At 35.6% G+C, this 24,316-nt stretch carries 19 protein-coding genes and 1 riboswitch; of the genes, 5 read left to right on the forward strand and 14 right to left on the reverse strand.

All coding sequences use genetic code 11. The features are described 5' to 3' along the window. Positions 1–46: 46 nt before the first annotated feature. A complete protein-coding gene (locus MHI57_RS04505) occupies positions 47–832 on the reverse strand; it encodes an SDR family oxidoreductase (protein WP_340975238.1) in 786 nt (261 codons plus the stop codon). 12 nt (positions 833–844) lie between these two features. After that, on the reverse strand, positions 845–1,711 hold the full coding sequence (locus MHI57_RS04510) for a MurR/RpiR family transcriptional regulator (protein WP_340975239.1): 867 nt from the start codon (positions 1,709–1,711) through the stop codon (positions 845–847). A gap of 223 nt (positions 1,712–1,934) precedes the next feature. On the opposite strand from MHI57_RS04510, the gene MHI57_RS04515 reads away from it, so the two are divergent. Together MHI57_RS04515 and MHI57_RS04520 are read left to right on the forward strand one after the other, a co-directional pair. Continuing rightward, positions 1,935–3,311 carry an aspartate aminotransferase family protein gene (locus MHI57_RS04515; protein WP_281202563.1) on the forward strand — a complete coding sequence of 459 codons (1,377 nt, stop codon included), beginning with the start codon at positions 1,935–1,937 and terminating at the stop codon, positions 3,309–3,311. 346 nt (positions 3,312–3,657) lie between these two features. Next, positions 3,658–3,828: an aspartyl-phosphate phosphatase Spo0E family protein gene (locus MHI57_RS04520; RefSeq protein ID WP_224938394.1), complete on the forward strand. Its 171-nt coding sequence runs from the start codon at positions 3,658–3,660 to the stop codon at positions 3,826–3,828. A gap of 42 nt (positions 3,829–3,870) precedes the next feature. Here MHI57_RS04520 and MHI57_RS04525 read toward each other — a convergent pair whose 3' ends face one another. The 4 genes from MHI57_RS04525 to tenA all read right to left on the reverse strand — a co-directional run bounded on the left by MHI57_RS04525 (position 3,871) and on the right by tenA (position 9,982). Further along, positions 3,871–4,686 (reverse strand): ATP-grasp domain-containing protein, encoded by an 816-nt coding sequence (locus tag MHI57_RS04525; protein ID WP_224938395.1) that lies wholly within the window; start codon positions 4,684–4,686, stop codon positions 3,871–3,873. 593 nt (positions 4,687–5,279) lie between these two features. Next, positions 5,280–7,415 (reverse strand): peptidoglycan D,D-transpeptidase FtsI family protein, encoded by a 2,136-nt coding sequence (locus MHI57_RS04530; RefSeq protein WP_251161753.1) that lies wholly within the window; start codon positions 7,413–7,415, stop codon positions 5,280–5,282. A 296-nt stretch (positions 7,416–7,711) separates the two neighbouring features. Beyond that, positions 7,712–8,992 (reverse strand): MFS transporter, encoded by a 1,281-nt coding sequence (locus MHI57_RS04535; protein ID WP_340975243.1) that lies wholly within the window; start codon positions 8,990–8,992, stop codon positions 7,712–7,714. 300 nt (positions 8,993–9,292) lie between these two features. Then, complete coding sequence (tenA, locus tag MHI57_RS04540) at positions 9,293–9,982, reverse strand: thiaminase II (protein WP_340975244.1); 690 nt, start codon at positions 9,980–9,982, stop codon at positions 9,293–9,295. Positions 9,983–10,105: 123 nt separating this feature from the next. Further along, a riboswitch (TPP riboswitch) is annotated at positions 10,106–10,215 on the reverse strand. Between the two features lie 348 nt (positions 10,216–10,563). Here tenA and trhA point away from each other — a divergent pair. Continuing rightward, positions 10,564–11,199 (forward strand): PAQR family membrane homeostasis protein TrhA, encoded by a 636-nt coding sequence (gene trhA / locus MHI57_RS04545; RefSeq protein WP_307313496.1) that lies wholly within the window; start codon positions 10,564–10,566, stop codon positions 11,197–11,199. A 122-nt stretch (positions 11,200–11,321) separates the two neighbouring features. On the opposite strand, the gene MHI57_RS04550 is transcribed toward trhA, so the two are convergent. From MHI57_RS04550 to MHI57_RS04585, 8 genes are all read right to left on the reverse strand, one after another. Further along, entirely contained in the window at positions 11,322–12,068 is a 747-nt protein-coding gene (locus tag MHI57_RS04550; protein ID WP_340975245.1) for a GNAT family N-acetyltransferase, read from the reverse strand. Positions 12,069–12,205: 137 nt separating this feature from the next. Further along, a complete protein-coding gene (locus tag MHI57_RS04555) occupies positions 12,206–13,693 on the reverse strand; it encodes an AbgT family transporter (RefSeq protein ID WP_251162016.1) in 1,488 nt (495 codons plus the stop codon). Positions 13,694–14,038: 345 nt separating this feature from the next. Beyond that, positions 14,039–15,361 (reverse strand): hypothetical protein, encoded by a 1,323-nt coding sequence (locus MHI57_RS04560; protein WP_095373043.1) that lies wholly within the window; start codon positions 15,359–15,361, stop codon positions 14,039–14,041. 78 nt (positions 15,362–15,439) lie between these two features. Then, on the reverse strand, positions 15,440–16,729 hold the full coding sequence (locus tag MHI57_RS04565) for an amidohydrolase (RefSeq protein WP_340975246.1): 1,290 nt from the start codon (positions 16,727–16,729) through the stop codon (positions 15,440–15,442). A gap of 15 nt (positions 16,730–16,744) precedes the next feature. Next, positions 16,745–17,941: a M20 metallopeptidase family protein gene (locus tag MHI57_RS04570; protein WP_095373041.1), complete on the reverse strand. Its 1,197-nt coding sequence runs from the start codon at positions 17,939–17,941 to the stop codon at positions 16,745–16,747. 152 nt (positions 17,942–18,093) lie between these two features. Continuing rightward, positions 18,094–19,146 carry a bifunctional transcriptional activator/DNA repair enzyme AdaA gene (locus tag MHI57_RS04575; protein ID WP_095373040.1) on the reverse strand — a complete coding sequence of 351 codons (1,053 nt, stop codon included), beginning with the start codon at positions 19,144–19,146 and terminating at the stop codon, positions 18,094–18,096. A gap of 120 nt (positions 19,147–19,266) precedes the next feature. Next, a complete protein-coding gene (locus MHI57_RS04580) occupies positions 19,267–19,839 on the reverse strand; it encodes a histidine phosphatase family protein (RefSeq protein WP_095373039.1) in 573 nt (190 codons plus the stop codon). 334 nt (positions 19,840–20,173) lie between these two features. Continuing rightward, positions 20,174–20,638: a GNAT family N-acetyltransferase gene (locus MHI57_RS04585; protein WP_340975247.1), complete on the reverse strand. Its 465-nt coding sequence runs from the start codon at positions 20,636–20,638 to the stop codon at positions 20,174–20,176. Positions 20,639–20,856: 218 nt separating this feature from the next. Here MHI57_RS04585 and MHI57_RS04590 point away from each other — a divergent pair, with 218 nt between their 5' ends. Both MHI57_RS04590 and MHI57_RS04595 read left to right on the forward strand, forming a co-directional pair. Beyond that, on the forward strand, positions 20,857–21,573 hold the full coding sequence (locus MHI57_RS04590) for an NAD-dependent deacylase (RefSeq protein WP_340978544.1): 717 nt from the start codon (positions 20,857–20,859) through the stop codon (positions 21,571–21,573). A 487-nt stretch (positions 21,574–22,060) separates the two neighbouring features. Continuing rightward, entirely contained in the window at positions 22,061–24,277 is a 2,217-nt protein-coding gene (locus tag MHI57_RS04595) for an MMPL family transporter (protein WP_340975248.1), read from the forward strand. Positions 24,278–24,316: the final 39 nt, after the last annotated feature.

The raw sequence follows: 24,316 nt of genomic DNA on the forward strand, positions 1-24,316 counted from the left end.
TAATACTATTTTAATATCCTCTTTTTTCCCAGTCAATAGTTAATATTTATAAAGAACGCACCATTCCGCCATCTATTAAAATGGAAGAACCCGTTACGTAAGTATTAATATCTGAACATAGGAAAGTGACAAATTGAGCAAATTCTTCCGGCGTACCATAACGACCTAACGGGATCGATTGTACTGATGCTTTTTGCACTTCTTCTTTCGTCATCCCCTTTCTATTGGCCGTTAATTGATCAAGATAGTCAATACGATCTGTTGCTATTCTACCTGGTGCAACCGTATTGATTAATATTTGATGCGGAGCCAATTCATCAGCAAGCGTTTTAGTCAAACCGACAATTCCTAAGCGAAATGTATTAGATAATAATAAACCTGGAATTGGTTGTTTAATAGATGTGGAAGCAATATTAATGATTTTCCCACCATGTTTCTTCATTTCAGGCAATACACTTCGGATTGTTCGTACGTAACTAAGTAAATTTAATTCGAACGAACGATACCAATCTTCATCCGATAAATCCTCAAATCCGCCACCAGGGGGTCCTCCAGCATTATTGATAAGGATATCAATGGTTCCATATGTAGCTTTTGTCTTTTGAACAAGTTCTTCAATATCTTCCTGTTTTGTAATATCACACACTTGGTACTCCACTTCCATGAAACCACTTGATTTTAGCTCTTGTTGTACGACTTGTAGTTTACTTTCATCTCTACTCGAAATCATTACTTTGGCGCCTTCCTTGGCTAATTCAAGGGCAATCGCCTTTCCTAAACCTTGACTGGAAGCTAATACTAAAGCTACTTTACCTTTTATTTTTAAATCCATTGACTACTCCTCCTATTTCTTTCTATAAAATATATCAAACCGCTCCCATAAGTCTTCTAACTTCTCTAACCTTTCTTCTACAACATCTGTCCGCTCTTTCCCTAAATAAACAATTAAAGCATTAATTAAGCTAAGTGGTGCGGTAAAGGAGTCGATAAACGTCGGAAGCTTGCTAGAAGCAGTTAATACTACGTCTGCATATGGCACTAATGGTGACGTTAGATGATCAGTAATAGCAATCACTTTTGCTCCATGTTCTTTTGCATATTGCACTTGTTCAATTGTATTCATTGAATAACGAGCAAAGCTGATACCAATCACTACATCATGCTCATCCAACTTAAATAACTGTTCTGATACAGTGTCAGCAGCCCCTATTAATTCACTATGTCCAAGGATAATATTTAAATAATATTGCAGAAATACACCTAATGACCGAGCACTGCGATTGGCACTGATGTATATTCTTCTTCCCTCTAATATATATTGTGCTGCTCTCATAAATTGTTGTTCATCTAACTTTTCCATCGTAAATTGGATGTTAGCCATATCATCCTGGAACAGAGAGACAACCCCTTCTCTTTCGTGTTCATACACATCTGATGACATTCTCAATCTCTCTGTTGTAGTGAGTTGTTTTTGTATAGAGCTTTGCATGTATTGCTGTAGATCAGAGTAACCAGTAAATCCAAGAAAAACGGCAAATCTAACAACAGTAGCTTCACTAACTTTCGTAGATTTGGCTAGTTTAGCGACAGTTAAGAATGGAATTTCATTTTTATGATCAAGCATGTATGTAGCAATTTTCTTTTGAGATTTACTCATTATTGGATATTGATCCGCGATTAACTTTTCGATATTCTCCATTTTGTAAGTCATACCTTTTCTTCAAAATTAACAGATTTCTTTCTCATCCTTTTTATTATACGTGAAAAGCTTAAAAATTGATAATTTGTATAACCAACAATGAATTATTTATTTCATTTTAATTAAAAATGAAATTAATACTTCACAAATAGGTTTTTTCAGCGTATGATGTTCTATATATTTCTTATATTAATAAATATGAAATATACATTTCATTATAGAGGTGGAAAATACAGTGAAAACAAGTTCATTAGATGATGTACACGAACAATTAAAAGCAAAAACGAGTAAATCATATCAATTCTCTTTAGATGCCCAAAGCTATATGCCAGGCGGTGTGACAGCAAATATTAAATACTTTGATCCATACCCGATTGTTATGCAAAGAGGTAGTGGCGCTTACTTATTCGATATTGATGGCAATGAATACATCGATTACTTATTATCTTATGGCTCTTTAATGCTCGGTCATGGTCACCCAAAAGTGCAAAAAGCATTAGCTGACCAAATGCAAGTGAATGGTACACATTTATTCGGGACGCCTCATCAACTTGAACTAGAAATGGCAAAAAAATTACAAGCACTTTATCCTTCGATGGAAAAACTTAGATATACAAACTCAGGTACTGAAGCCACTTTATTATCAATAAGATTAGCCTATGCTTACACTGGTAAATATAAGATTGCTAAGTTTGAAGGTCATTACCACGGCGGATATGATCAAATGCTTATTAGTGTCAATCCAAAAGTAGATCAAGCAGGTCCAGCTTCGGAACCAAATGCTTTAATTGAATCTAAAGGTGTTGATCCCTATCACGAAACACATACGATTGTTTTACCTTTTAATAATTTAGAAGCAACAGCAGAAATTTTGACAAAGCATAAAGATGAGGTAGCAGCAGTGATTTTAGAACCTGCTCAAAGTGGCTTTATCCCTGCTACACAAGAATTTATGACTGGATTGAGAAAAATAACGGAAGACTTAGGTATTGTTTTAATCTTTGATGAAGTAAAAACCGGCTTTAGATTGGGGCTTGGTGGTGCACAATCCATTTATCATATTTCACCTGATTTAACAACCTTAGGTAAAGTAGTTGGAGGGGGTTTTCCTGTTGGTATGGTTGGAGGCAAAGAAGAGATAATGATGTGTTGTGCTCCTTCTGCCTTCTCGGATGTTTTTGACCATAGTACAGGTAAGAACTCCAGTGCCAAAGATGTTCTTTTCCATAGCGGGACATATAATGGTCACCCTTCAATCCTTGCAGCAGGTATGGCAACCATTGACGTATTACAAAATGAAATCTCTACTGTTATAGCTAGAACGCATCGTTTAAAACAAGAACTAACAAGTCTTTTTGAGAGAAAAGGATTAACGATGCAAACCATTGGACTCGGGTCCATTTTTAACATCGTATTTACTGATAAAGAAATATGGAATTATCGCGACTTACAGGAAGCGAATTTTGCCTTACGAAAAAGATTAGATCTATTATTATTAATTAATGGTTTATATACAAAACCAATGAATCGTTTCAGTCTATCTACAGCACACACTGATTTAGAAATTAATAGAACCTTGGAGATATTCGAAAAAGCTTTACAAGATTTATAATCATTCGTTGTACCCAGTGAATAAGCACAAACAAAAACTCCTAAAAAATCGTTTTTGTTTGTGCTATTTATGAATCATCTATTTATCGCTCTCCATAACTATCTGATGCTCTTCAATGATTTTTTTAATTTCTCTCTTTTTCTTCTTTTTCATCTCGTTGCTAAAACGAAAGCAAAATACTGGGCATGACACAATTTATCCTTTTACTAGATTTATAGCATTTTGATTCAGGTTATAAAAACTGCAGCTCTGTTATAACTTAAAGAGATAACTATTGATTGTATAATATGTAAAAATATGTGATAATATAATTAGTTATGATATTTTGAATTCGAGGTAATGACAGATGCAGGTAACTTCTATAGACATAGAGAGTCAGATAAAAGATACAAGAGAAATGCTTTTAATTATCGGGGATATTTTTGGACTATCAGACCCGTTCACTATTCAAATAAGCGAGGAACTCGACCTCTTAATTAATATGGTACAAAAAGAAAAATACGCAATGTATAAATAAGTAAAAGCCTAGTTTCCTCTGAAAGAAATTAGGCTTTTACCATTAAGAAACAACTTTATTTCCTGGTGTTGGCGATGTTGGAAATGGTGGTAGAAATTGTGATAATAAATATTGATAAATCGTTTGTTCCACTGATTTTCCTAGTTTATTTAACCCTTGATTCCCAAATAACACATTAAATTCGATAATATAGTATTTCCCTTCGCTTACCATGACATCAAACCCTGCATGATTAATACCTAATTGACCGGCGATATCTAAAACAAGGTCGATTGCTTCTTGTGGAATAAAATCGGCACATAGTTCTCCACCTTGTGCAATATTATGAAGAAACTCTCCTTCTAGTCCCACTCTCCAGTAGGCGCCCAGTACTTCATTCCCAACCACACATATACGTAAATCTTTGCCATCATTCGGTAAATATTCTTGGATATATAAAGCGTCCACTTTCTCACAATACGTTAGAAAGTCTTCTCTCGATTGGATAAGGAAAACACCTTTTCCCATAGAGTTTCGTGATTCTTTTGCTACAAAAGGAAAGGGAAAAGTATCTAACACATACTCAATATTGCTCCTTGTATTAGCAAGGATTTCAGTATAGGGAGCATGCTCAGGACTCACCGACCAAAGGGCCCTTGTCATTTCAATTTTACTAAAACCTAACTGCATTGTTTCTATGCTAGGAAAAATCTTTTTCTTCAACCCATACACAAGTGACGGTACTTGCCACGTTTCAGGAAATAACACGATGTCTGCTTGCTTTATTGCATCTATTTCCTTAAACATATGTTCTGGCTTTATATAGTGCACATTGGGCATACCAATCGTGCGAAATGCATTAAAAGAAACAATTTTCATTGATTCATTCACCTTCATTATTCAATTATGTTTTCCGTATTACAGATGTTAAAAAATGTATTTAAAAGAATAGAAAACTATTAATATCATAGCATTTTTGTAAAAAAATACAATCAGTTTTTTTAAGAAATATTCTTATTAATATTTCTAAATATTTATTGTAATTATACGGAAGTAGAATAAAGAAAAATCAGGAAAATAGAACCGGTTTTTTGGAAAATTAAAAGAGTTGAATGCATTTACACTCATTTTCTTTATTTTTTTTTCGAATGCCAAATTTTAAAAACCAACTGTGTCAAAAGATTCTCCTGTTTAAATTTCTAGTGTAGGACATTTACCTTAAATTGAATAGAATGACTTGTTTTGTTAGTCCTTCTAAGGGAACCACCCTCTCTTTTCAAAACACACACCCATTATCTTACAATCGTTTTACTACGGATTCCAACTACCTTTGCTAAGGAAGCGTGACCACCTTCCCTAGCAAGAGAGAGGATAACAATTTTTTGCTTAATAGCCCCATCATCATTCACCATAAAAAACACCCCGAGTGTTAGACTTTCGGGGTGTACATCAAGAGCTCTATTCTTTTTTATTTAAAGTTCTTCATTTTCTTCGTCTTTTTGTTTAGTCTTCATTTTAAAATAAGCATCAAATACCTCATCAGCAATATGAAGATTAATCTTGGATTTATCTGAAGACAACCATGGAATGACGACTGAAATGGCAATTTCAGGGTTATCATACGGCGCGTAACCGACAAAGGTTAAATTCCAAGTATCCGGATTTGATTGCACCTTAAGCGGCCCCCCGTAGTAAGCTTGGGCTGTTCCTGTTTTACCTGCAATCTTGTACTTTTTATTTGTAATCCCACTATTTGCTGTTCCCTGCGGATGGTTGACTACTTGGATGAACCCATCCTGTACATGTTCAATCCATGCATCCTTCATCGTAATTTTATTCAAAACATTTGGCTCAATGGATTGATAAACCGCACCAAGTTGATTATTCTCGAGATTCGGTTCACGAATTTCCTTCACAATCTGTGGTTGCATACGGTAACCACCATTTGCTATCGTTGATACATATTGTGCCAATTGTAGCGGACTATAAGTATCGAATTGTCCAATGGCAAAATCAAGCGTATTCCCTCCATTAGGAGGAATGGGTGATTGTCCTGTTACTTCACCTGGTAAGTCGATACCCGTTTTCACCCCAAGACCGAACTGGTGAAAATTATATCGTAACTTTCTAATACCTTCATCTTTATCAATACGAAGTTTACCTCGCGGAATGTATTCTTGTTGCCCACCAATTCTCATCGCTATTAAAAACATATAAACATTTGACGATTTCCTAAGGGCCGTTAGATCATTAATGGCACCAAATCCTGCCGTATTCCAAGATCGTTTAGGTTGTGTTCCGTCAAAATACAAAGGTCTATCCACCAAAACACTCCAAGGTGAGATTACCCCTTCTTGGTAACCTGCTAACACTGTTGCGCCTTTTATAGTGGAACCCATTGAATATTGACTTGTCATATTACCTAAGGCGTAATCCATGACTTCTGTTTCACCTGTTTTTTCATCTTTGACAAATTGTTTGCCAGCCATTGCGAGAACCTCACCTGTTTGTGGGTTCATCGCTGAAACGAAGCCACGATCTAAAAAGTAATTACTTCCCCTCAGACTCCGAACATGCTTTTCAATAATTTTTTCTACCTCTTGTTGGAATTCGATGTCAGTTGTTAAGACAAGGTCTTTTCCTGCTTGTCCTTCTCTTACCACATCTTGCTTTGTTACTTCACCTGTTTTATCTGTGTAATTTTTCATGATTTTCTTTTGCCCTTGTAAAACAGACTCGTATTGCAATTCTAAATAACTCTTGCCAACACGATCATTACGACTATAACCTTTAGATTGATAATATTCGAGCATTTCACTAGGTAAGCCCTCTTTTGAACTTGAAACATTTCCAAGTACAGAACTTAATGTCACTTCGCCGTCTTCGTCTTTCAAAGCATTATAACGTTCCCAGTCTACCGTTGTATCAATGCCAGGTAATAGATGAAGATTCTCACTAACAAGAGCAAATTCATCTTCATTGACATTTTTGTTCTTAATAAAATGAGGTGTCAACATTCGACTACTTGCCATTTCTCGAAATATCGCTAAAACTTCTAGTTCATCCTTCTTAAAAGCATTCAGTTCTTCTTCTGTTATTCGTTCCCGCGTTCGTTTATATATTTCGTCATCTACTTCTTTTGATGACATATCACTTGCTAGCAATTTATCTTTTTCTTTATCCGATACTTTTTCTGCTGCTTCATTCGGATACTTTATTATCCAAAAGTCTTGTTTATCTCTTTCAGTAATCGCCTTCAAGTCTTCTTCCGTGTCTTTTTTAATCATCTTCGCTAAAAGCTCTGATGTCTGAATCATTTCTTCTTGTGTTGTAGATTGGGAGCGAGTATAACTTATGGCTAATTGGGGTTTATTCCCTACAACCAGTCTACCTTTACTATCATAGATCTGCCCCCTAGGTGCCGTGCTTGCTACTGGCACCTCCACTTCCCGTTCAATCTCTTTTTTATAATTCTCTCCGTAAACAATTTGAACAATACCTAAGCGGAAGATTAGAATCGAAAAGAGTATAAATACTGCAAAAAACATTAAATTAATCCGAAAAACCATTTTTTTATTTCGTTTTTTTCTTCTCTGTTCTCCCGCCATCATCAACACAACCAATCATCAAAGTATGAATGTTCTTAATTATTACTATATGTAACTATTATATTTCACAAATATGTTATCTATTAAAATTAGATTAATAATATAAACTATCTTACAACAAATATCCAATTTTTTCAATTGTTATGAAGAAATATTTGATAAAAAAAGATCAATTTTACACTTTCAGTAACATTTCTCTAAAGACGCTAGATGGTGAACAAATCAGGTATCCACTCGACTGCTTTTAAGTGATGATTGTTCTTCATTTTTTATTAGCTAAATAAAAAAATCGATTGTTAACCAACCGATTTTTTCATTTGACTCATTTGAAGTTTTTGACGATATACTGTTGGCTCATATAACATGAATACTCCAATTAACCCAATAATCGCAAAGCTTAAAGGAATATAAAGTCCATATTGATAAGCGGTTGTAACGTCAAAATTAGCAAAATGGTCCAATACTTTTCCAAAAATTGCTGGCAGCAACACTGCGCTAAGAAAGCCTCCCGTATTAGCGAAACCGGAAATAAGCCCCACTTCCTTTATATGAAAGGACTGTCTAACAACTGTAAAGGTTAGAGCACTGGCACCATTTGCATAACCTATGATTACGAATAAAAGAATGAATAATAAATATGGTGGCTCTCCACCCATCAATACTAAAGCGATCCAAGCAGAAACCGACAGCATCTGCACAATGACATACGGTGCTTTGACTCTGTCAAAAAAAGTAGATAGGTAGGTTGTTAATGGTGCTCCGATAATGGCACCAAATAAGCCGTACATAATTACTTCACTTGCACTTGATCTTGATAAACCGTAAATGTCCATACCATAGGGAACTGCCCAAGAGCCAATAAAGCCGATATATGTGCCCACTACACCAAAGTGACAAAGGAATGTCGCCCAAGCTTGGCGATTGACAAGTAATCTTCTTATGATGACTAATAACGGTTCATTTGTTTCTTTTTGATTTTTTTCTTCTTCCATTTGAAATTTCTTCTTAGGATATTTTATTAAAACCACATAAAGTCCCATACCAAGGGTGAATATTACAATGCCAACAATTAAAAATGGAAGTCGCCACCCTAATAGAGAAATGGTCGAACTAAAAGGAACTGTTGCTAATAAGAATCCTAAACTTCCGGTCATTCCGGCAAATCCCACTAGCATCGAAAACTCCTGCTGCTTGAACCAAATGCTCAATACAAGAACTAAATTGACCCATATAGTAGCATCGCCAATTCCACATAATAACCTAGCAAAGATGAGCATATAACTATTATCTACCGTACTATACAGGATGGTACCTAGCCCGTTTAGCAGTGTTCCAGCGACTAGAAATACATTTGGACCAAATCTATCAGAGAATAATCCGATGGGAATTTGCAATCCAGCATAAGCAAAAAATTGAATACTCGTTATCAGCCCAATCGTTGCTGCAGTTAAATGAAATTCTTCCATTAATTGATCAGTAATTAAACCAGGTGCTGTTCTTTGACTAACCATAAATAAATAGGCTAAAAGTAAAACACCAAATACAACCCATCTGTACTTACTTTGTTGTTTATTCATTTTTAAAACGCCTTCCTCAATTTAACATTCGTCTCTCATTATACGCTTATTGTCATTATATATATATAGGAAGTTTATATGTCTATGAGGGTGGAGAAGTAGAAGTCATTTCTATTGACTAGATGAGTAGTTTTTGAAGTCCGAAATTCTTTTTAGGAAAATCCGATACGGCAAATTGTCTTTATTCCATAAACAAACCTGATACTACAACGATTATAAAGGGTATGATGTTAACAGAATTGAGTTAGTATGAACTAACCTTATTCTGTTAACACTATTCCCGCTTTCATTTATGAAGTTTTATGCATATGTTTTATCACTTAGCCACTTTTCTTGGGTATAAGCCATTTCCCAAAAAGCTAATTCATATTGACAGCTAATGGTAAATGCCATTTTCATTTTTTCTTTTTCTGTTTCAGATGCCATTTCAGCAAGCCGATCAAGATGATGAATTTGTTCCAGTACAAGTTTAACAAACCATTCTCCACCGTATGTATCAATCCAGGTACGATAGATTTCTTCTTTTGGTTTTGCCCCTTTAAAGCTCTGCCCAATATCATAATAAATCCAATAACACGGAAGCAAACTAGCGATGACCTCGCCAACTGTGCCTGTCTCTGCTACACGATATAAATGGGATGTATATGCATAGGCAGTAGGAGCGGGTTTAAACTGGTTTAACTCTTCTTCAGAAACTTTTAATACCTCCATAAATTTGTTATGTAACCCTAGTTCAGCTTCATAGGTACCTTGCGCATGCGAGGCCATTCTTGAGGTCATATATAAATTCTCTGCTTTAGAAGCAGCGATTGCTTGCACACGAGAAAAATGTGATAAATAGTAAGAATCTTGTAACACATAAAAGCGGAAACACTCAATTGGTAAATCTCCCTTAGCAATTCCTTTAACGAAAGGGTGTTCAAAATTCGCTTCCCATATATCATGTACTTCTTTCCTTAACGATTGTGTAAACGTTTCTTTTGTTGTCATCATTTCTACCTCTTCTCTTTTTTTTATCGAGCATAAAAAATCCAGAAAAGCGAAAAACCACTTCCTATAAGAAAGTGGTTACTGTATACATTATTCATTTAGTTATAGTTATAATGTTAACTAAATTTATATACGCCACTTCCCTACGCTGGTATCAACCAGATCAGGTTCTAAGAGTCTTAAAGTTATTACACTTTAATCTCAGCCTTTTAAAGGCACCCCTAGTGGATTTATTCAATTATGCTTTCAAAGTTATGTTATCATCTTATCAATAAATGTCAACCTAAATGGAAACTGCAAGTTTAGGAATTGAGCAATGTCAAGCTTCTCTTTCAGTAACGATTATGAACAAGTTGGATGAATGCTGTCGTTACCTAAACACTTCAACTGATCTAACACCGCGGCTTAAATTGGCATTGACTCAAGGATGGATAACTCCAAATATTCTCCATGCATTTACACTCTCCACCCTCTTCGCCTAGTGAAGTTTTTCTTTATAATGAAAGCTTACGACTTTTTATCAGCTAAAAAAATGTTTATACTAGAATTATGATTTTGGATAAAGAATGGGTGAATACTACTTGGAAACACATATTTTTTCAAAGGGAGAAGAAATCGCCAACGCGATCGTACACGGAATCGGTGCGCTATTAAGTATTGCGGCTCTCGTCATTTTAACTGTTTTCTCATCCTTATATGGAACAGCTTGGCATATTGTCAGCTTTGTTCTTTTTGGTACAACGATGGTTATTTTATATTTCTCATCAACTTTGCTACATAGTTTACCTGCTGGAAAAGCAAAGGATGTATTTGAGATTCTCGATCATTCTTCCATTTACTTTTTTATTGCTGGAACGTTCACACCGTTTCTATTTATAACAGTTAAAGGAACCTTAGGATGGACCTTATTTGGTCTTGTATGGGGGCTAGCAATTGCTGGAACAGTTTTCAAATGTTTTTTTGTTAAAAAATTTTTAGTCTTCTCGACATTACTATATGTTTTGATGGGCTGGCTAATTATATTTGCCTGGGAGCCTCTGGTTACACACTTACCTACACAAGGAATGATTTTCCTCATTATCGGTGGCGTTCTATACACTGCTGGTTCAATATTTTATGTATGGAGAGGATTTAAGTACCATCACGCATTGTGGCATGTTTTTGTTCTTGCTGGTTCGATTATGCATTTTTTTGCTGTTCTCTCGCTTTTACCTTGATCAAAATTTACCTCTTTATAAATGATCTGCAGATGGCTACTCTCACCACCTGCAGATTTATTAATATCAGTTTGTAGAGTTTTTATCACATTACTTGTTCTATATTAATAATAAACTACTACTTATAATAACTTCATTACTTCATAGCGAAAGCTCAATTTTTTATACCCTTGTTTACGATACATATCCTTTGGCGTGTCATTGCTGTCGGCTACAAGTATAACCCTATGATTGCTAAATCGCTTCATTACTTCATATTGCAAGCTTGCAGCAATCCCCTTTAATCGGTGAGCTGGTAACACACCTACATTATCAATTTCAGCTGTACACTTATTAAAAAATACTTGTAATGAACCTGCTGGCACACCATGATCATATGCGAGTAACTGTAATGTATCTTTTGCATTATGATGATAGGAATGCATGCTTCTATTAAGGTTCACATATTCCTCACCATAATCTAGATCAAAGTTTCTCTGCAATTGTAGATATTCTCGTAAATTATCATTTGTCACTTCCTCAACCACGATTTCGTTCTTTCTATCTTTATAGATAAATTGAAGAGGGTTAATTTCATATAACTCCTGACACCCGATTGTATAGAATTGTTGATAAAGGTATAATAAAACATCCTCTTGAATCATTTCGTCTGCTGGTAAATAAAACTTCAAATGTTCTTGTTTATGCTCTTTCTGATAGTCTTCCAAATACATTTGTGCCAGTTGAAAATCTTGCAAACTAGGATTTATTTTAAATTGGATAAAGTTTGCATCATATTTAAAATAGAACTGTTTTGTGCCATAGTGATCAAAATTGGCTTTTTCTGCTATTAAATTACCATCATGATGTATATCTCTGAAACTAACCACTGACCATCTCTCCCCTACTTATAGCCCTTAAGTATAACGATTAATTCCTTACGGTAAAAAAATACCTCTATCTATTTTATCATTTTTCACAAATAAAGAAGCCCGAACATTTATGTTCGGGCAACAACACCGCATTATTACAAATACATTTCGATACCGGGTCCAATCGGAATACCGAATAATCCAAAAATGAATAGCATGACTACCCAAATTACTAAGAAAACCATTGAATAAGGAATCATTAAGGAAATAAGCGTGCCTAAACCTGCTTTTTTATCGTATTCTCTCATAAAAGCAAGAACTACAAGGATATACGGATTTAGTGGTGTAATAATATTTGTAGTTGAATCGGCAATTCTATACGCTGCTTGGATAAAAGCAGGGTTATAATCAAGTAACATAAACAATGGAATAAAAATTGGGGCTAATAATGCCCATTGAGCAGACCCACTAAAGATTAATAAATTCAGAATAGAGACGAAAATAATAAATCCAATAATAACAGGAATACCAGTTAAATTGATGGAAGATAAGAATTCCGCACCATTGACTGCAATCCAAGTACCTAAATTGGACCAGTTAAAATAAGCAATAAATTGTGACGCAGCAAATATAAGGACGATATAGCCTGCCATATCTTTCATCGAATCTGCCATATACTTTGGAATATCAGCACTTTTTGTGATTTTCTTTACTGTTACTCCGTATGCTGTTCCCATCGTTATAAAGAATAATAAAACAATTGGGATAATTCCACTTAAAAATGGGGAAGGAATCATACGACCTTCTTCGTTTCTAAGAGGGGAGTCTGGCCAGAAGATAATTGTAAGTAAAATAGCAATATATGCTAGACCCGCTATAACGGCATTTCTTAACCCTTTTGACTCGATAGCTGAAACCGGTTCAAAATTCTTTTTCAAATCCCCATCATATTTTCCTAATCTTGGTTCAATTACCTTTTCAGTTAAGAATCCACCGACTAAAGTTAAGAGAACAGTAGAAATCGACATAAAATACCAATTATCAACAGGTGATACAACAAATGAAGGATCGATTGCTTTAGCAGCCTCAGTAGTAATTCCCGCTAATAATGCATCTGTTCCAGCGATTAAGACATTAGCTGAAAAACCTGCACCTACTCCAGCAAAGCCGGCTGCTAAACCAGCTAATGGATGCCTACCAACAGTGTAGAAAACCATCGCAGCTAAAGGTGGTACAAGTACAAACGCCGCATCTGAAGCAATATTCCCCATAATACCAATAAAGAAAACAGCATAAGTGACTAATGACTTTGGTGTACTTAAGATCGACTTTTTAATGGCTGTTTCTAGTAAACCAACTTTATCAGCTAAGCCTACACCAAGCATCATAGCTAACACAAGACCTAGTGGGGCGAAGCCAGTAAAGTTAGACAGCATCTCAGTTAATATAAACTGCAATCCTTCTCCAGAAATTAAACTTTTTATTGCCAACTCTTCCCCGGTTCCTGGGTGCTCAACAGTAACATCAAATTGATTAACAATGAACGTTAATATCATTACAAACGCTGCGAGATAAACGAAAATAAAAAATGGATCTGGTAGTTTGTTCCCTATCGTTTCAATGCCTGACAAGAACTTGGACATCAAGCCCTTCTTTTCTTGTTCGTTGTTTACATTTGCTTGCAAATTATTTCACTCTCCTTACTTCGAAATTTATCGGAATTTATCCTTAACATTTCCGTTATTATATCATCACATCTATATTGTGAATAGTCTTTTTTTAATCTTTTTTGTCTTTTTTAGTAATTTTCTAATAAATATCATTTTTATTTACAAATAAAAGAATATATAGGAATTATATGGCTGATAATGATTCTCAATGTTCGTCTTTTATTAGGTGTTATTTAACTTAAACGATTATAAAAACCTAAACAACTGGAAATAAGTGATATTTCTAGTGTTTAGGTTCAAATCATACGGATTTATTTTTTATTGTTTGGCAAACTGATTAAAGTTTATTTGATAAATTTTTCGTGGTCTCCCTCGATGACCTGTCTCTTCTCCTATAATTTCAGCTAAACCTATCTTTTCCATCTCCATCAATATTCTTCTTGCGTTGCGATCAGTGCTTTTTAGCCAATGAGATAAATCTTGAGAAGTAATCTTATTTTTTTGGTAGTGTAATGATAAAGACTCAATTTTTGCAACAATCTTACTACTTATACCTGCATCTTTAAATATTTTTTCCCAATCATTTCCGTAAATCCTTGAATGAAAACTTATTTCTTCTTTTTCATTATTAATAATTGTTAATTCTTTCTCTTCATTAACAGAGATAACAATAGGGCCCTTAAATTCACGGGCATGAGAGAAAGCCATACTCACATTTTCCTCAGCCTCTAATACCGTTAAGCCAAAGCCTACACCTATGCGAACACGTAACCGACTATGAACAAAAATCTCTTCACTGATCGTCAACATCGATTGGTCTCGCATAAATAGCTCAAGCTCTCCTCGCGTAGTAAAAATATAGTGAACGCCATCATCCATCTGGACTATCGAACCATTCATTTGTTCACCAACGTCAAGCAAGACTTTTTTTAGTTCTAGTTCTTGATGCTTTAACCGGAAGGATCGCCTTCTTTCTTCACTTTCAGAAGAAGCAACGATGCGTTCGACACCAATAATGACAAGCTGTGATTTCCGGTACCATGATGCTTGCCCCTTTTCTTTAATCGTTTCTAAAGAACGTCTGACCGTTAGTTCAGATTGCTCAATGCGATAAGTTGGGATATTCATCTTCGTTAATTCTTTATACACCTTATTCAAACAAGTAATAGCCACATCGACTTTGTTACTTTCATATAATTCTTTATGAAAAGCAATAATTTCTTCAGCTGGCATATATCCATCGTAAGAATTCATCTGGAAAAGGACTCGATTCCTCACTAACGGATCGAGTCCTCTATCCATTTCTTCTTCTTGAATAGTGTCCAAGCTAAAACGCTTTTGCACTTGATCGCTATCTAAAAAAACCTTTACTAAGACAGCAAGCAGGCTCGCACCACTTAAAGGAATATAACTCGCTTCTTTTTTTGTAATCACTTTCTTGGATAATGCATAAAAATATGGCGCCTGTCCTGAAAAAAGCCACTGGTCAACCCATTCTCTATTTCTAATAATAATTTGCTCAGTTTCTTCAGTCGATTCATACACAAAGGGAATAAAGTGAAGTTCGCCGTAGTCCGCCCCTGTATCTATAATCATTTTAACTGAATCTTTTGGTCCAATAACCCCCACTCGAATTTTCATTCAACGCACCTGCCTCCAACAAATTAAACAATATAGCCTTATTTTAACATGACTGGTTAAGGTTCGTTCTTTTTTAACTTATTGCCATCCTAAAATCACGCGACAAATTGATTCAACGGCGATAGGCAGTACCTTTTCATCATAATCAAAACATGGATGATGATGTCCAGCAGCGAGCGGTGTTCCAAATAACATATAGTTCGCCGCTCCCCCATTATTCCTCACCTTCTCTAACATAAAGGCAGCGTCTTCAGAGGCCCCTAGAGGTAGTTTTGGAATCACATTTTTAATATTTGTACTGGCTTTCACTGCCTCATTAATAAAATCCACCCATTCTTCTTGACACTCTGCACTTGGCGCTTGGCCAACGATTTCAACATTTGTTGTGACATCATAAAGTGCTGCACTAGCTTGAATAATTCTCATGGCTTCGAGGACCATGTACTCTTCATTAAGTTCAGTTGAAGCACCTCGGGTTTCTAATTGCATTATCGCATAATCAGCAATAATATTTCGGCCACTTCCAGCCTCTAGTGTTCCTATATTGATGCGCGTCGCACCACCTGCGTGTCTCGTAATACCATTTAAATGTAATGAAGAGGCTGCAGCGGCTAATAGAGCATTCCTGCCTTCATTTGGCTCTAATCCAGCATGTGCTGATTTGCCAAAGTATTCAACGTTTATCTTTGTACTCGCTAAGAACTGATCTGTTGTTGCAACGATGTCACCAATGTTTAATGAGTGGATCCCTATATGTCCGCTTAAAAAGACATCGGCATCATCTAACAATCCTTTATCCACCATCGGCTTTGCCCCTCGTCCGCCTTCTTCTCCAGGTTGAAATAACAAGGTGAAACGGCCGTTTAATTGATGGCGATTTTCATGAATATAATGCGCCACACCTAAACCAATGGCGGTATGCCCATCATGACCGCACGCATGCATATAGCCCGCTCTGTTACTATGAAACCCATGCACAAAAGGAAAATGTGCTTCATCCTCTGCTTCATTAATCGGCAGGGCATCAATATCAAATCGTAGAACAATATGTTTTCCTTTTCGACCAGTGTCGAAATAAGCTTTAAGTCCGGTAAAAGCACCTTTCATTAAATATAAATACGCTTTATTTATGCCCGCTTCCATCGCTCTTTGTTCTTCTTTTTCTATCTGATCTTCTGTTGGCAACCCCATTCTTGTATGTGGATGGAGAATCGCTTGTCCCATCTCTACTTCAAAATCAAGCTTTTCTATCTCTTCAGCAATTTTTGCAGTTGTCACATACTCTGTCCACGCTACCTCTGGATATGCATGAAACATTCTTCTCATTTTAGTTAAATACGGGGTGATGTCTTTTATGAATGCTTCCATTGAAAAAAATTCCTCCTATAAACCCTTACTTTGTAATTGTTCAATTGTATCAATGGCAACTTGAGCCATTAATTCCATACCGATCGGCAAAATGTTTTCATCAAGTTGAAAAGAAGGGTTGTGAAGCGGCTTTTGATTATTTCCTATTGAACAACCTAGCCAATAATATACACCTGGATATTCTTTTAAAAAGCGGCCAAAATCCTCTCCTGCCATTGAGGGTGCGACTTCTGGGACATTTTCCTTACCTACAAATTTTGCCGCTGTTTCCTTTACTCTTTCAGCCCATTCCGGAGTGTTTACTGTGGAAGGATAACCATCAAGGTATGTGATTTCGACACGTCCACCTAGCGCCTTAACAGTGTCTGTTACGATTTGATGAAAACGATTCTTCACTTGTGTTTTTACCTTATCTGTTAAAGTCCTTACTGTACCTTCAATAATTACTTCTTCCGCAATGACGTTATGGGCAACACCGCCAGACACCTTACCAACTGTGACTACCGCCGATTCTAGCGGATCAATGTTTCGGCTTACGATCGTTTGCAACATTGTAATTACTTGATTCGCTATAATAATTGCATCTATTGTCGTATGGGGCATACTTGCATGCCCGCCTGAACCAGTGATTTTCAAAGAAAATCGATCAGAGTTACCCATCATTGGTCCCGGTCTAACTCCTATTTGACCTGGCGGAAGGTCTGGCCATACATGCTGACCAATAATAACAGACGGTTTATATTCATCAAATACACCATCTTCCATCATGATTTTCGCTCCACCTATTGGAGACTTTTCTTCCGCTGGTTGAAATAAGAGCAAGATTGTGCCGGATATGTTACCTTTATGTTTATTTAAAATAATTCCAGCTCCTAATAACATTGCTGCATGGCTATCGTGACCACAAGCATGCATCACACCTTTTACTTTCGAAGAATAAGAGACACCACTTTGTTCTTCAATCGGTAGGGCATCAATATCCGCTCTTAAACATACTGTCGGTCCCTGTTTTGCCCCTTTAATAATTGCTAGAATACCAGTTTTTGCAAAACCAGTTTGATATGGTATTTGATAATCGTTTAATTTCTGTTGTATTTTCGAAGATGTTTGTACTTCTTCGCCACTTAGCTCTGGATACTCATGAAGCTCACGTCTAAACAATGTTAATTCAGTAGCTATTTCTTTTGCTTCGCCTTTAAAAGAAACGGTCATAATGATCTCTCCCTCTATCAAATCATTAAGGAAAAATTCCTTATCAATTCCGATAATACACTAAAATGAATCAAATTTGAGGGAAATCCGAGAATTTTTTAAAAATTTACGCTAAATTTCTTTTGTGAATAGAAAAATATCCGTTAAGATACTCATTTTATTTCACTCTCTGTCTCGAGACGTAAAAGATGCTCCTTCCTTTCTATTCCTCCGCCATATCCACCTAATTTACCGTCTGCTTTAATCACACGATGACACGGTATTATAATGGCTATTTGATTGGCTCCGTTCGCATTTCCGACAGCCCTTACATAATTGCTACTTCCTAATAGCTGACCAATTTCCTGATAAGATACAGTTTGTCCATAAGGAATCTTTTGCAAAAGAGACCATACTTCGAGTTGAAAAGGAGTTCCTTGAAGGAAAAAAGGAATTGTAAATTGTCGAAGTTGTTTAGCATAATAAAGCTTGAGCTGCTCTTCTAGGTTTCTATTAATCTTTGTATCCCCTGGTAGAATTCGCGCATTTTGTTTGTTTCTTAAGTTTTCTATCTCTTTTTCAAGTCCACGTCTATCAACAAATTCCAATAAATATAAATACTTTTCATCACTAATACTGATCATCCGCCCTAGAGGTGTTGATACAATATTTGCATATAATATCGATAAAGAAGCTCTCTTAGGAGACCTACCAAAAATCTTTGAGAATGCATCATTAAACGCACTCGATGAATCATACCCGAGTAATACTTGTTGATCTATGACTTTTTTTCCATTTAATATTTCTTTAAAGGCGATACCCATTCTTCTTGAGCGGGCGTACTGCACAAATGTCATTCCATAAATTTCTTTAAACCTTCTTCTGGCAGTTGCTGAATGGATACCAATTTCTCGAAAATCTGCTTCCTTCCATCTTTTTTCCGGGCTTCCCTCAACGGCTACAACTAATTTCTCAATTTCTTTAGGAATGCTATTTGGATAGAATAATGGTGTACACCGCTTACAAGGGCGATATCCTGCTAATAATGCTTCCTCTGCAGTTAAGAAAAATTCACAATTCTCATACTTAGGCTTTCTTGCCGAACAGGTCGCGTGACAAAAGATACCGGTTGTTTTTATACCAACAAAGAAAATACCATCATATTTTGGATTTCTGTCAACTAAAGCTTGATAAAACTCTCTTGCCTTTTCCTCGCCTATAACCATAGTTGCCCCCTCCTTTATTTCGGTTAATCGCTACTATAATTATAGCGAGACTAAGCAAGATTTCTTTCGAAAAATGAACAACTATTTTTATTTTTGGTTTATCCCACTTTCTAAGTTATTTCAATCATATAGATGATGGGTTATATTATATTCTTTTATGAGCCAGTCTTTTTTCTTTAAAGTAATTGTATTAATACAACCATTTAATAGACGGTCTTTTTTTTGATGAATTTCTCCTTTTGAAAAATGATTTAGTAGTGTGCCAATCACCGCACCATGTGCAACAAGAAGGACTTTTTTATGAGGATATTGATAATGAATGGTTGATAAACCGATTTTTATTCTTTCCATTAATATTTTATCACTTTCATAACCCGGGATATTATGTGATGGAAACTGCTCTTTTCTTTCTTCATAAGTCATTCCCTCTGCTTCTCCAAAACATCTTTCAATAAATTCATCCATGACAACAATAGGTAATTGCAGCTTCTCATTTATAATTTCTGCTGTTTGTCGGGCTCTTTTCAAGGGACTTACAATCATTACATCTGCATCCGTTCCAGAAAAATAGTTTCCACATTGCTTCGCTTGTAGCTTTCCTTTTTCGTTTAGGATAATATCCGTTCTACCTTGAATTCTTCTCGCAGCATTCCAATCGGTTTCTCCATGTCTAATCAAACAAATCGTCGTCATTCTTTTCCCCTCCAAAAAGTTAACGCTTTTTTCATCTTGCGTTCATAGGTTATTCATATTTTATGTGTATATTAATAATACAGCTAGGACATAAACAAATTCCCCCCCTTTTGAAATAGGGATTGAACATTGTTCAATCCCTTTCTTATTGTTTTACATACCGATTTTTCTTATTTTTTTATTCGTATGATGCACATACTTGTCCTGATATCATAAGATATTAACGAATAAAAATTTCTTTCCCGCTAAAACCAGTTTGCTTCGCCTTGTGGCCCACCTAGTGACAAAGTCTGCTCGGTGGGCGAATTTATTAGTTTTCAATTTCAAACTCGTTTTATCTATCAAGCTTTTTCTCGTTTTTTTCAAAAAAAGCCAAAGTAATATGCTCACTTACTATCTTCTCGCCCACCAATTGAAAACGATTTTTTTTATAAAAATTGACTGCTGGTGTATTTTTAGTTGCTGTCGAAACCTTCAGTTTTTTTGACTTGTTTTCATTCTCAATAAAGTTTAATAGTGCTTGTGCAACTCCCTTTTTAAAAAAGATTGGGTGGACCACTAAACGGCAAACCTCTATCACATGCCTATCAATATTGATTGATATAACCCCATATAACCGTTCTTCGCTGTAATAACCAAAAAAAGATTCCCCACAATTTTGCAGCGTTTCTATTGTCTCTTTTAATGGGGGTAAATCATATGAACCAATAATCGCCGCTTCTATTTTATATGCTGCGATTTGAATGGAGAACACCTCTTGAGCTGACTCAAAGTTAGTAATATCAATTGTTTTTATCATTTTACAAATCCCCCAGTCTTCCAACTCTTATGAAGCTTTCACATTGATTGATCATCTGTGGTGTGTATGGCCATTATATCATCAAGTTTTTAAACAAACGCTATAGTTAATATCAAATAACATCATATAAAATCTAGCCATAATCTGAATTTCTTTTCCTTCGATACTTGATTGTCTATAATAATAAAAAGTAATGAAAGGCGGAGAGGAAATTGGATATGTTAACAAAGTGGCTGAATAATGCACATTCAACAGTTGTTTTTACCGGGGCTGGTATGTCTACAGAAAGTGGGTTACCAGATTTCCGCTCATCTACAGGACTATGGAAGCAATTCGACCCAAAGCAATTAGCTAGTATTGACGCATTGAACAATCAACTCAGTGATTTTATGCAATTTTATATAGAAAGAGTGAACAGTGTACAGCTTGTAAAGCCTCATCAAGGGCATAGCATTCTTGCACAATGGGAAAAACAAGGGTTAATTGAAGGTATTATTACGCAAAATGTTGATGGTTTACATCAAGAAGCAGGTTCTACACATGTAGCAGAACTGCACGGTACATTAAAAAGATTTCACTGTCAAAGCTGTGGGGAGACAAAGGATAGGGAAGATTTTATAAAGCAACAAATCAAATGTCACTGTGGTGGTAAGATAAGACCGTCTATCGTATTATTCGGTGAGCAGTTACCAAATAAAGCTTTCGAAGATGCGTCGCATCTCTCTTCATTTTGCGACCTTTTTATTGTTTTAGGTTCCTCTCTTTCTGTAGCCCCAGCCAATCAATTTCCTTTAATCGCAAAAGAAGCAGGAGCAAAATTAATAATCATTAATGAAGAATCAACCGATCTCGATCATTATGCTGACTTAGTCATTAATGAGAGGAAGATTGGAGAAGTATTATCCGCTGTGGATCAACAATTACATAGCATTTAATTTAAGAAAATTCGATATAACTTATTAAACGAGCGTTATATATTCTACTTTGTAATAAAAATCATTCGTTCATTCCTTCTATTCAGAACACGTTGTTTTACCTCGGTTAAGCTCATCTTCGCTTTTGGATTCATGTAGGCATATAATTAATTTTTTCTTCATTCTCATAGAGAACTTCCCCACTATCAAAATTGTCATATTTCCATCATTTCATTTCTAAAATGACTAAATTTTTCAGACGGTAACCACAACGATCAAAAAAAGCCTGATAACAATAGTTATCAGGCTTCCTCCCAAGTGGGGCTTAGGATCATATACTTACTATATTATGATTCTTTTCGTTCTGCATCTATTTTGTTAAATAATCTAACATGTTTTTTTATTTTCTTTGCATACGTTGGCTTAGGCTGAATCAAATGTCATCTAATGTTCATTCTCCGTTCAAATTAGCTAGATAGGATTGATTTTGAAGGAGATGAAACGAATAATGAAATCATTAAAAAAAATCGTGCAATTTTCCAGCAGTAAAAAAGGAGCTAAATGGGTCATATTCTTTTGGATCGTCATTATGATCCTATTAAGTTTTACTGCACCTAGTTCGAAAGAATATGCTTCAAATAGTAGTGAAAGCAGCATATCTGGCAAAATGCCATCAGAAATCGCTCAAGACTTATACGAAGAAGAATATCCATCAGATGATGGATTAACTGCTTTACTCGTTTTCCACCGTGAAGGTGGTCTTAAAGTTGAAGATCGAGAAAAAATTACTTCTTTTAGTGAATGGTTAACAACTGATGACAAGCCAGAAGCATTTTCTTCTGTCCTCCCTTTTCATCAATTTAATGAATCTATACAAAATCAAATGTTTTCTAAAGATCAATCCACTTTAATTATAAATGCATCTTTAAAAGAAAATATAGATTCTGATGTAGCTAATCAGGCATTTGACTCTTTACGTAATCAATTCACAAGAATGGGAGCAACAGATATTCAGTTCGAAATAACAGGACCAGCAGGTATATCCGCTGATACAGTGACCCTTTTTAAAAATGCAGACTTTGTGCTTATGATTACAACCATCTTACTAATATTCTTTTTACTGATGGTCATTTACCGTTCACCAATCATTGCAATCATACCAGTAATAATTGCCTTAATCGCATATGATGTGATTGACCGCATCCTTGGTATAGCAGGAAAATGGGATTGGTTTACTGTCGATAGTGCCAGTATCTCTATTATGCTCGTCCTTCTATTTGCTGTCATAACTGATTATAGTCTTTTTATTTTTTCTAGGTATCGAAGTGAATTGAAGAAATATCCGTCTCATTATGAAGCGATGCACCATGCGGCTACACCTTTAGCTGAGCCTATTTTCTTTAGTGGCGGTACTATATTAATGGCAATGCTGACATTATTTTTTACTGTTTTTAAGCCTTATAATCATTTTGCACCAGTGTTTGCTGTAGCTGTCATATTAATCTTATTAGCAGGTTTAACCTTGATTCCCAGCATGTTTGCCTTATTTGGAAGAAAAGCCTTTTGGCCTTTTATTCCTCAAATGGATGCAGCAGATACTAATAAGCATCCGTTTTGGGAAAAAGCTAGTCAATTGATTGTGACATACCCAAAAAGAATGGCTGTTTTACTATTAATTATTTTTGGACTTAGTGCTTATCAATTCAGCACGATTAGTCCTTCTTATAATTTATTAAAATCGTTTCCCGAAGATTTATCCTCACGTGTAGGTTTCGAAATCTTAGAAGAGAACTATCCAGCCGGACAATTAGCGCCGTTAACAGTGTTAGTACATCAAGATCAAATTGCGACTAACAATGTTGCAGAAAATGTAGCAAGTTTGCAGGCGTTGGCAAAAAGTATAGAAGAAACAGAAGGAATATCAACTATTTCGCCTTCCATTACAGATGAGATGGTATCTGCACAAGTATCATTACCAAAAGGTTTTCAATCAGATTCTCTAAATAGTTTTTCCTTTCAAATTATACTAGATGATCACCCTTATGAACAATCGAGTATGGATACGGTGGAAAGCTTGTTGCAACAAAAAGATGAGTTAATGAAAAATGCTGGTTTTGATTCTGAAGAAACTCAACTATATTTAATCGGACAAACGGCTAAATTAGTTGATATCCAATCTATGAATCAACGGGATACTATCGTTTTGATAACACTTGTTACCCTACTGCTGATAGGGCTACTATCAATTCAAACCAAATCATTTAAATTGGCGTTCCTTATGGTAGCAACTATTTTACTATCTTATTTTGCCTCATTAGGCTTCAGTTGGTTGATATTTAAATACTTACTAGGGCTAGATGCCATCAGCTATCGAATACCCGTCTATACATTTGTTTTTATGGTAGCCCTTGGAATTGATTATAATATTATGTTGCTAGCAAGAATTAAGGAAAGAGCAAAAGAAGTTGAATGGATTCAAGCTGTGAAAGAAGGCGTGACGCTAACAGGTGGAGTCATCTCGTCTGCAGGGGTTATATTAGCAGCAACTTTTGCAGTGCTTATCACACAACCTCTACAGGAATTATATCTTTTCGGAATGACGATGGCTATTGGTATCTTACTGGATACTTTTGTTGTTCGTGGTTTCTTATTACCCACACTTCTTGTTTGGACTACTAAAAAGAGAAAGATTACTTTTAATTGTGAAGACACATTAAAAAAATAAAGTAGGTATATCTCTCCACACTTTGATGCAAACTAGTAG

The sequence above is a fragment of the Cytobacillus sp. FSL K6-0129 genome (assembly GCF_038007625.1).
Taxonomy (GTDB): Bacteria; Bacillota; Bacilli; order Bacillales; family Cytobacillaceae; genus Cytobacillus; species Cytobacillus kochii.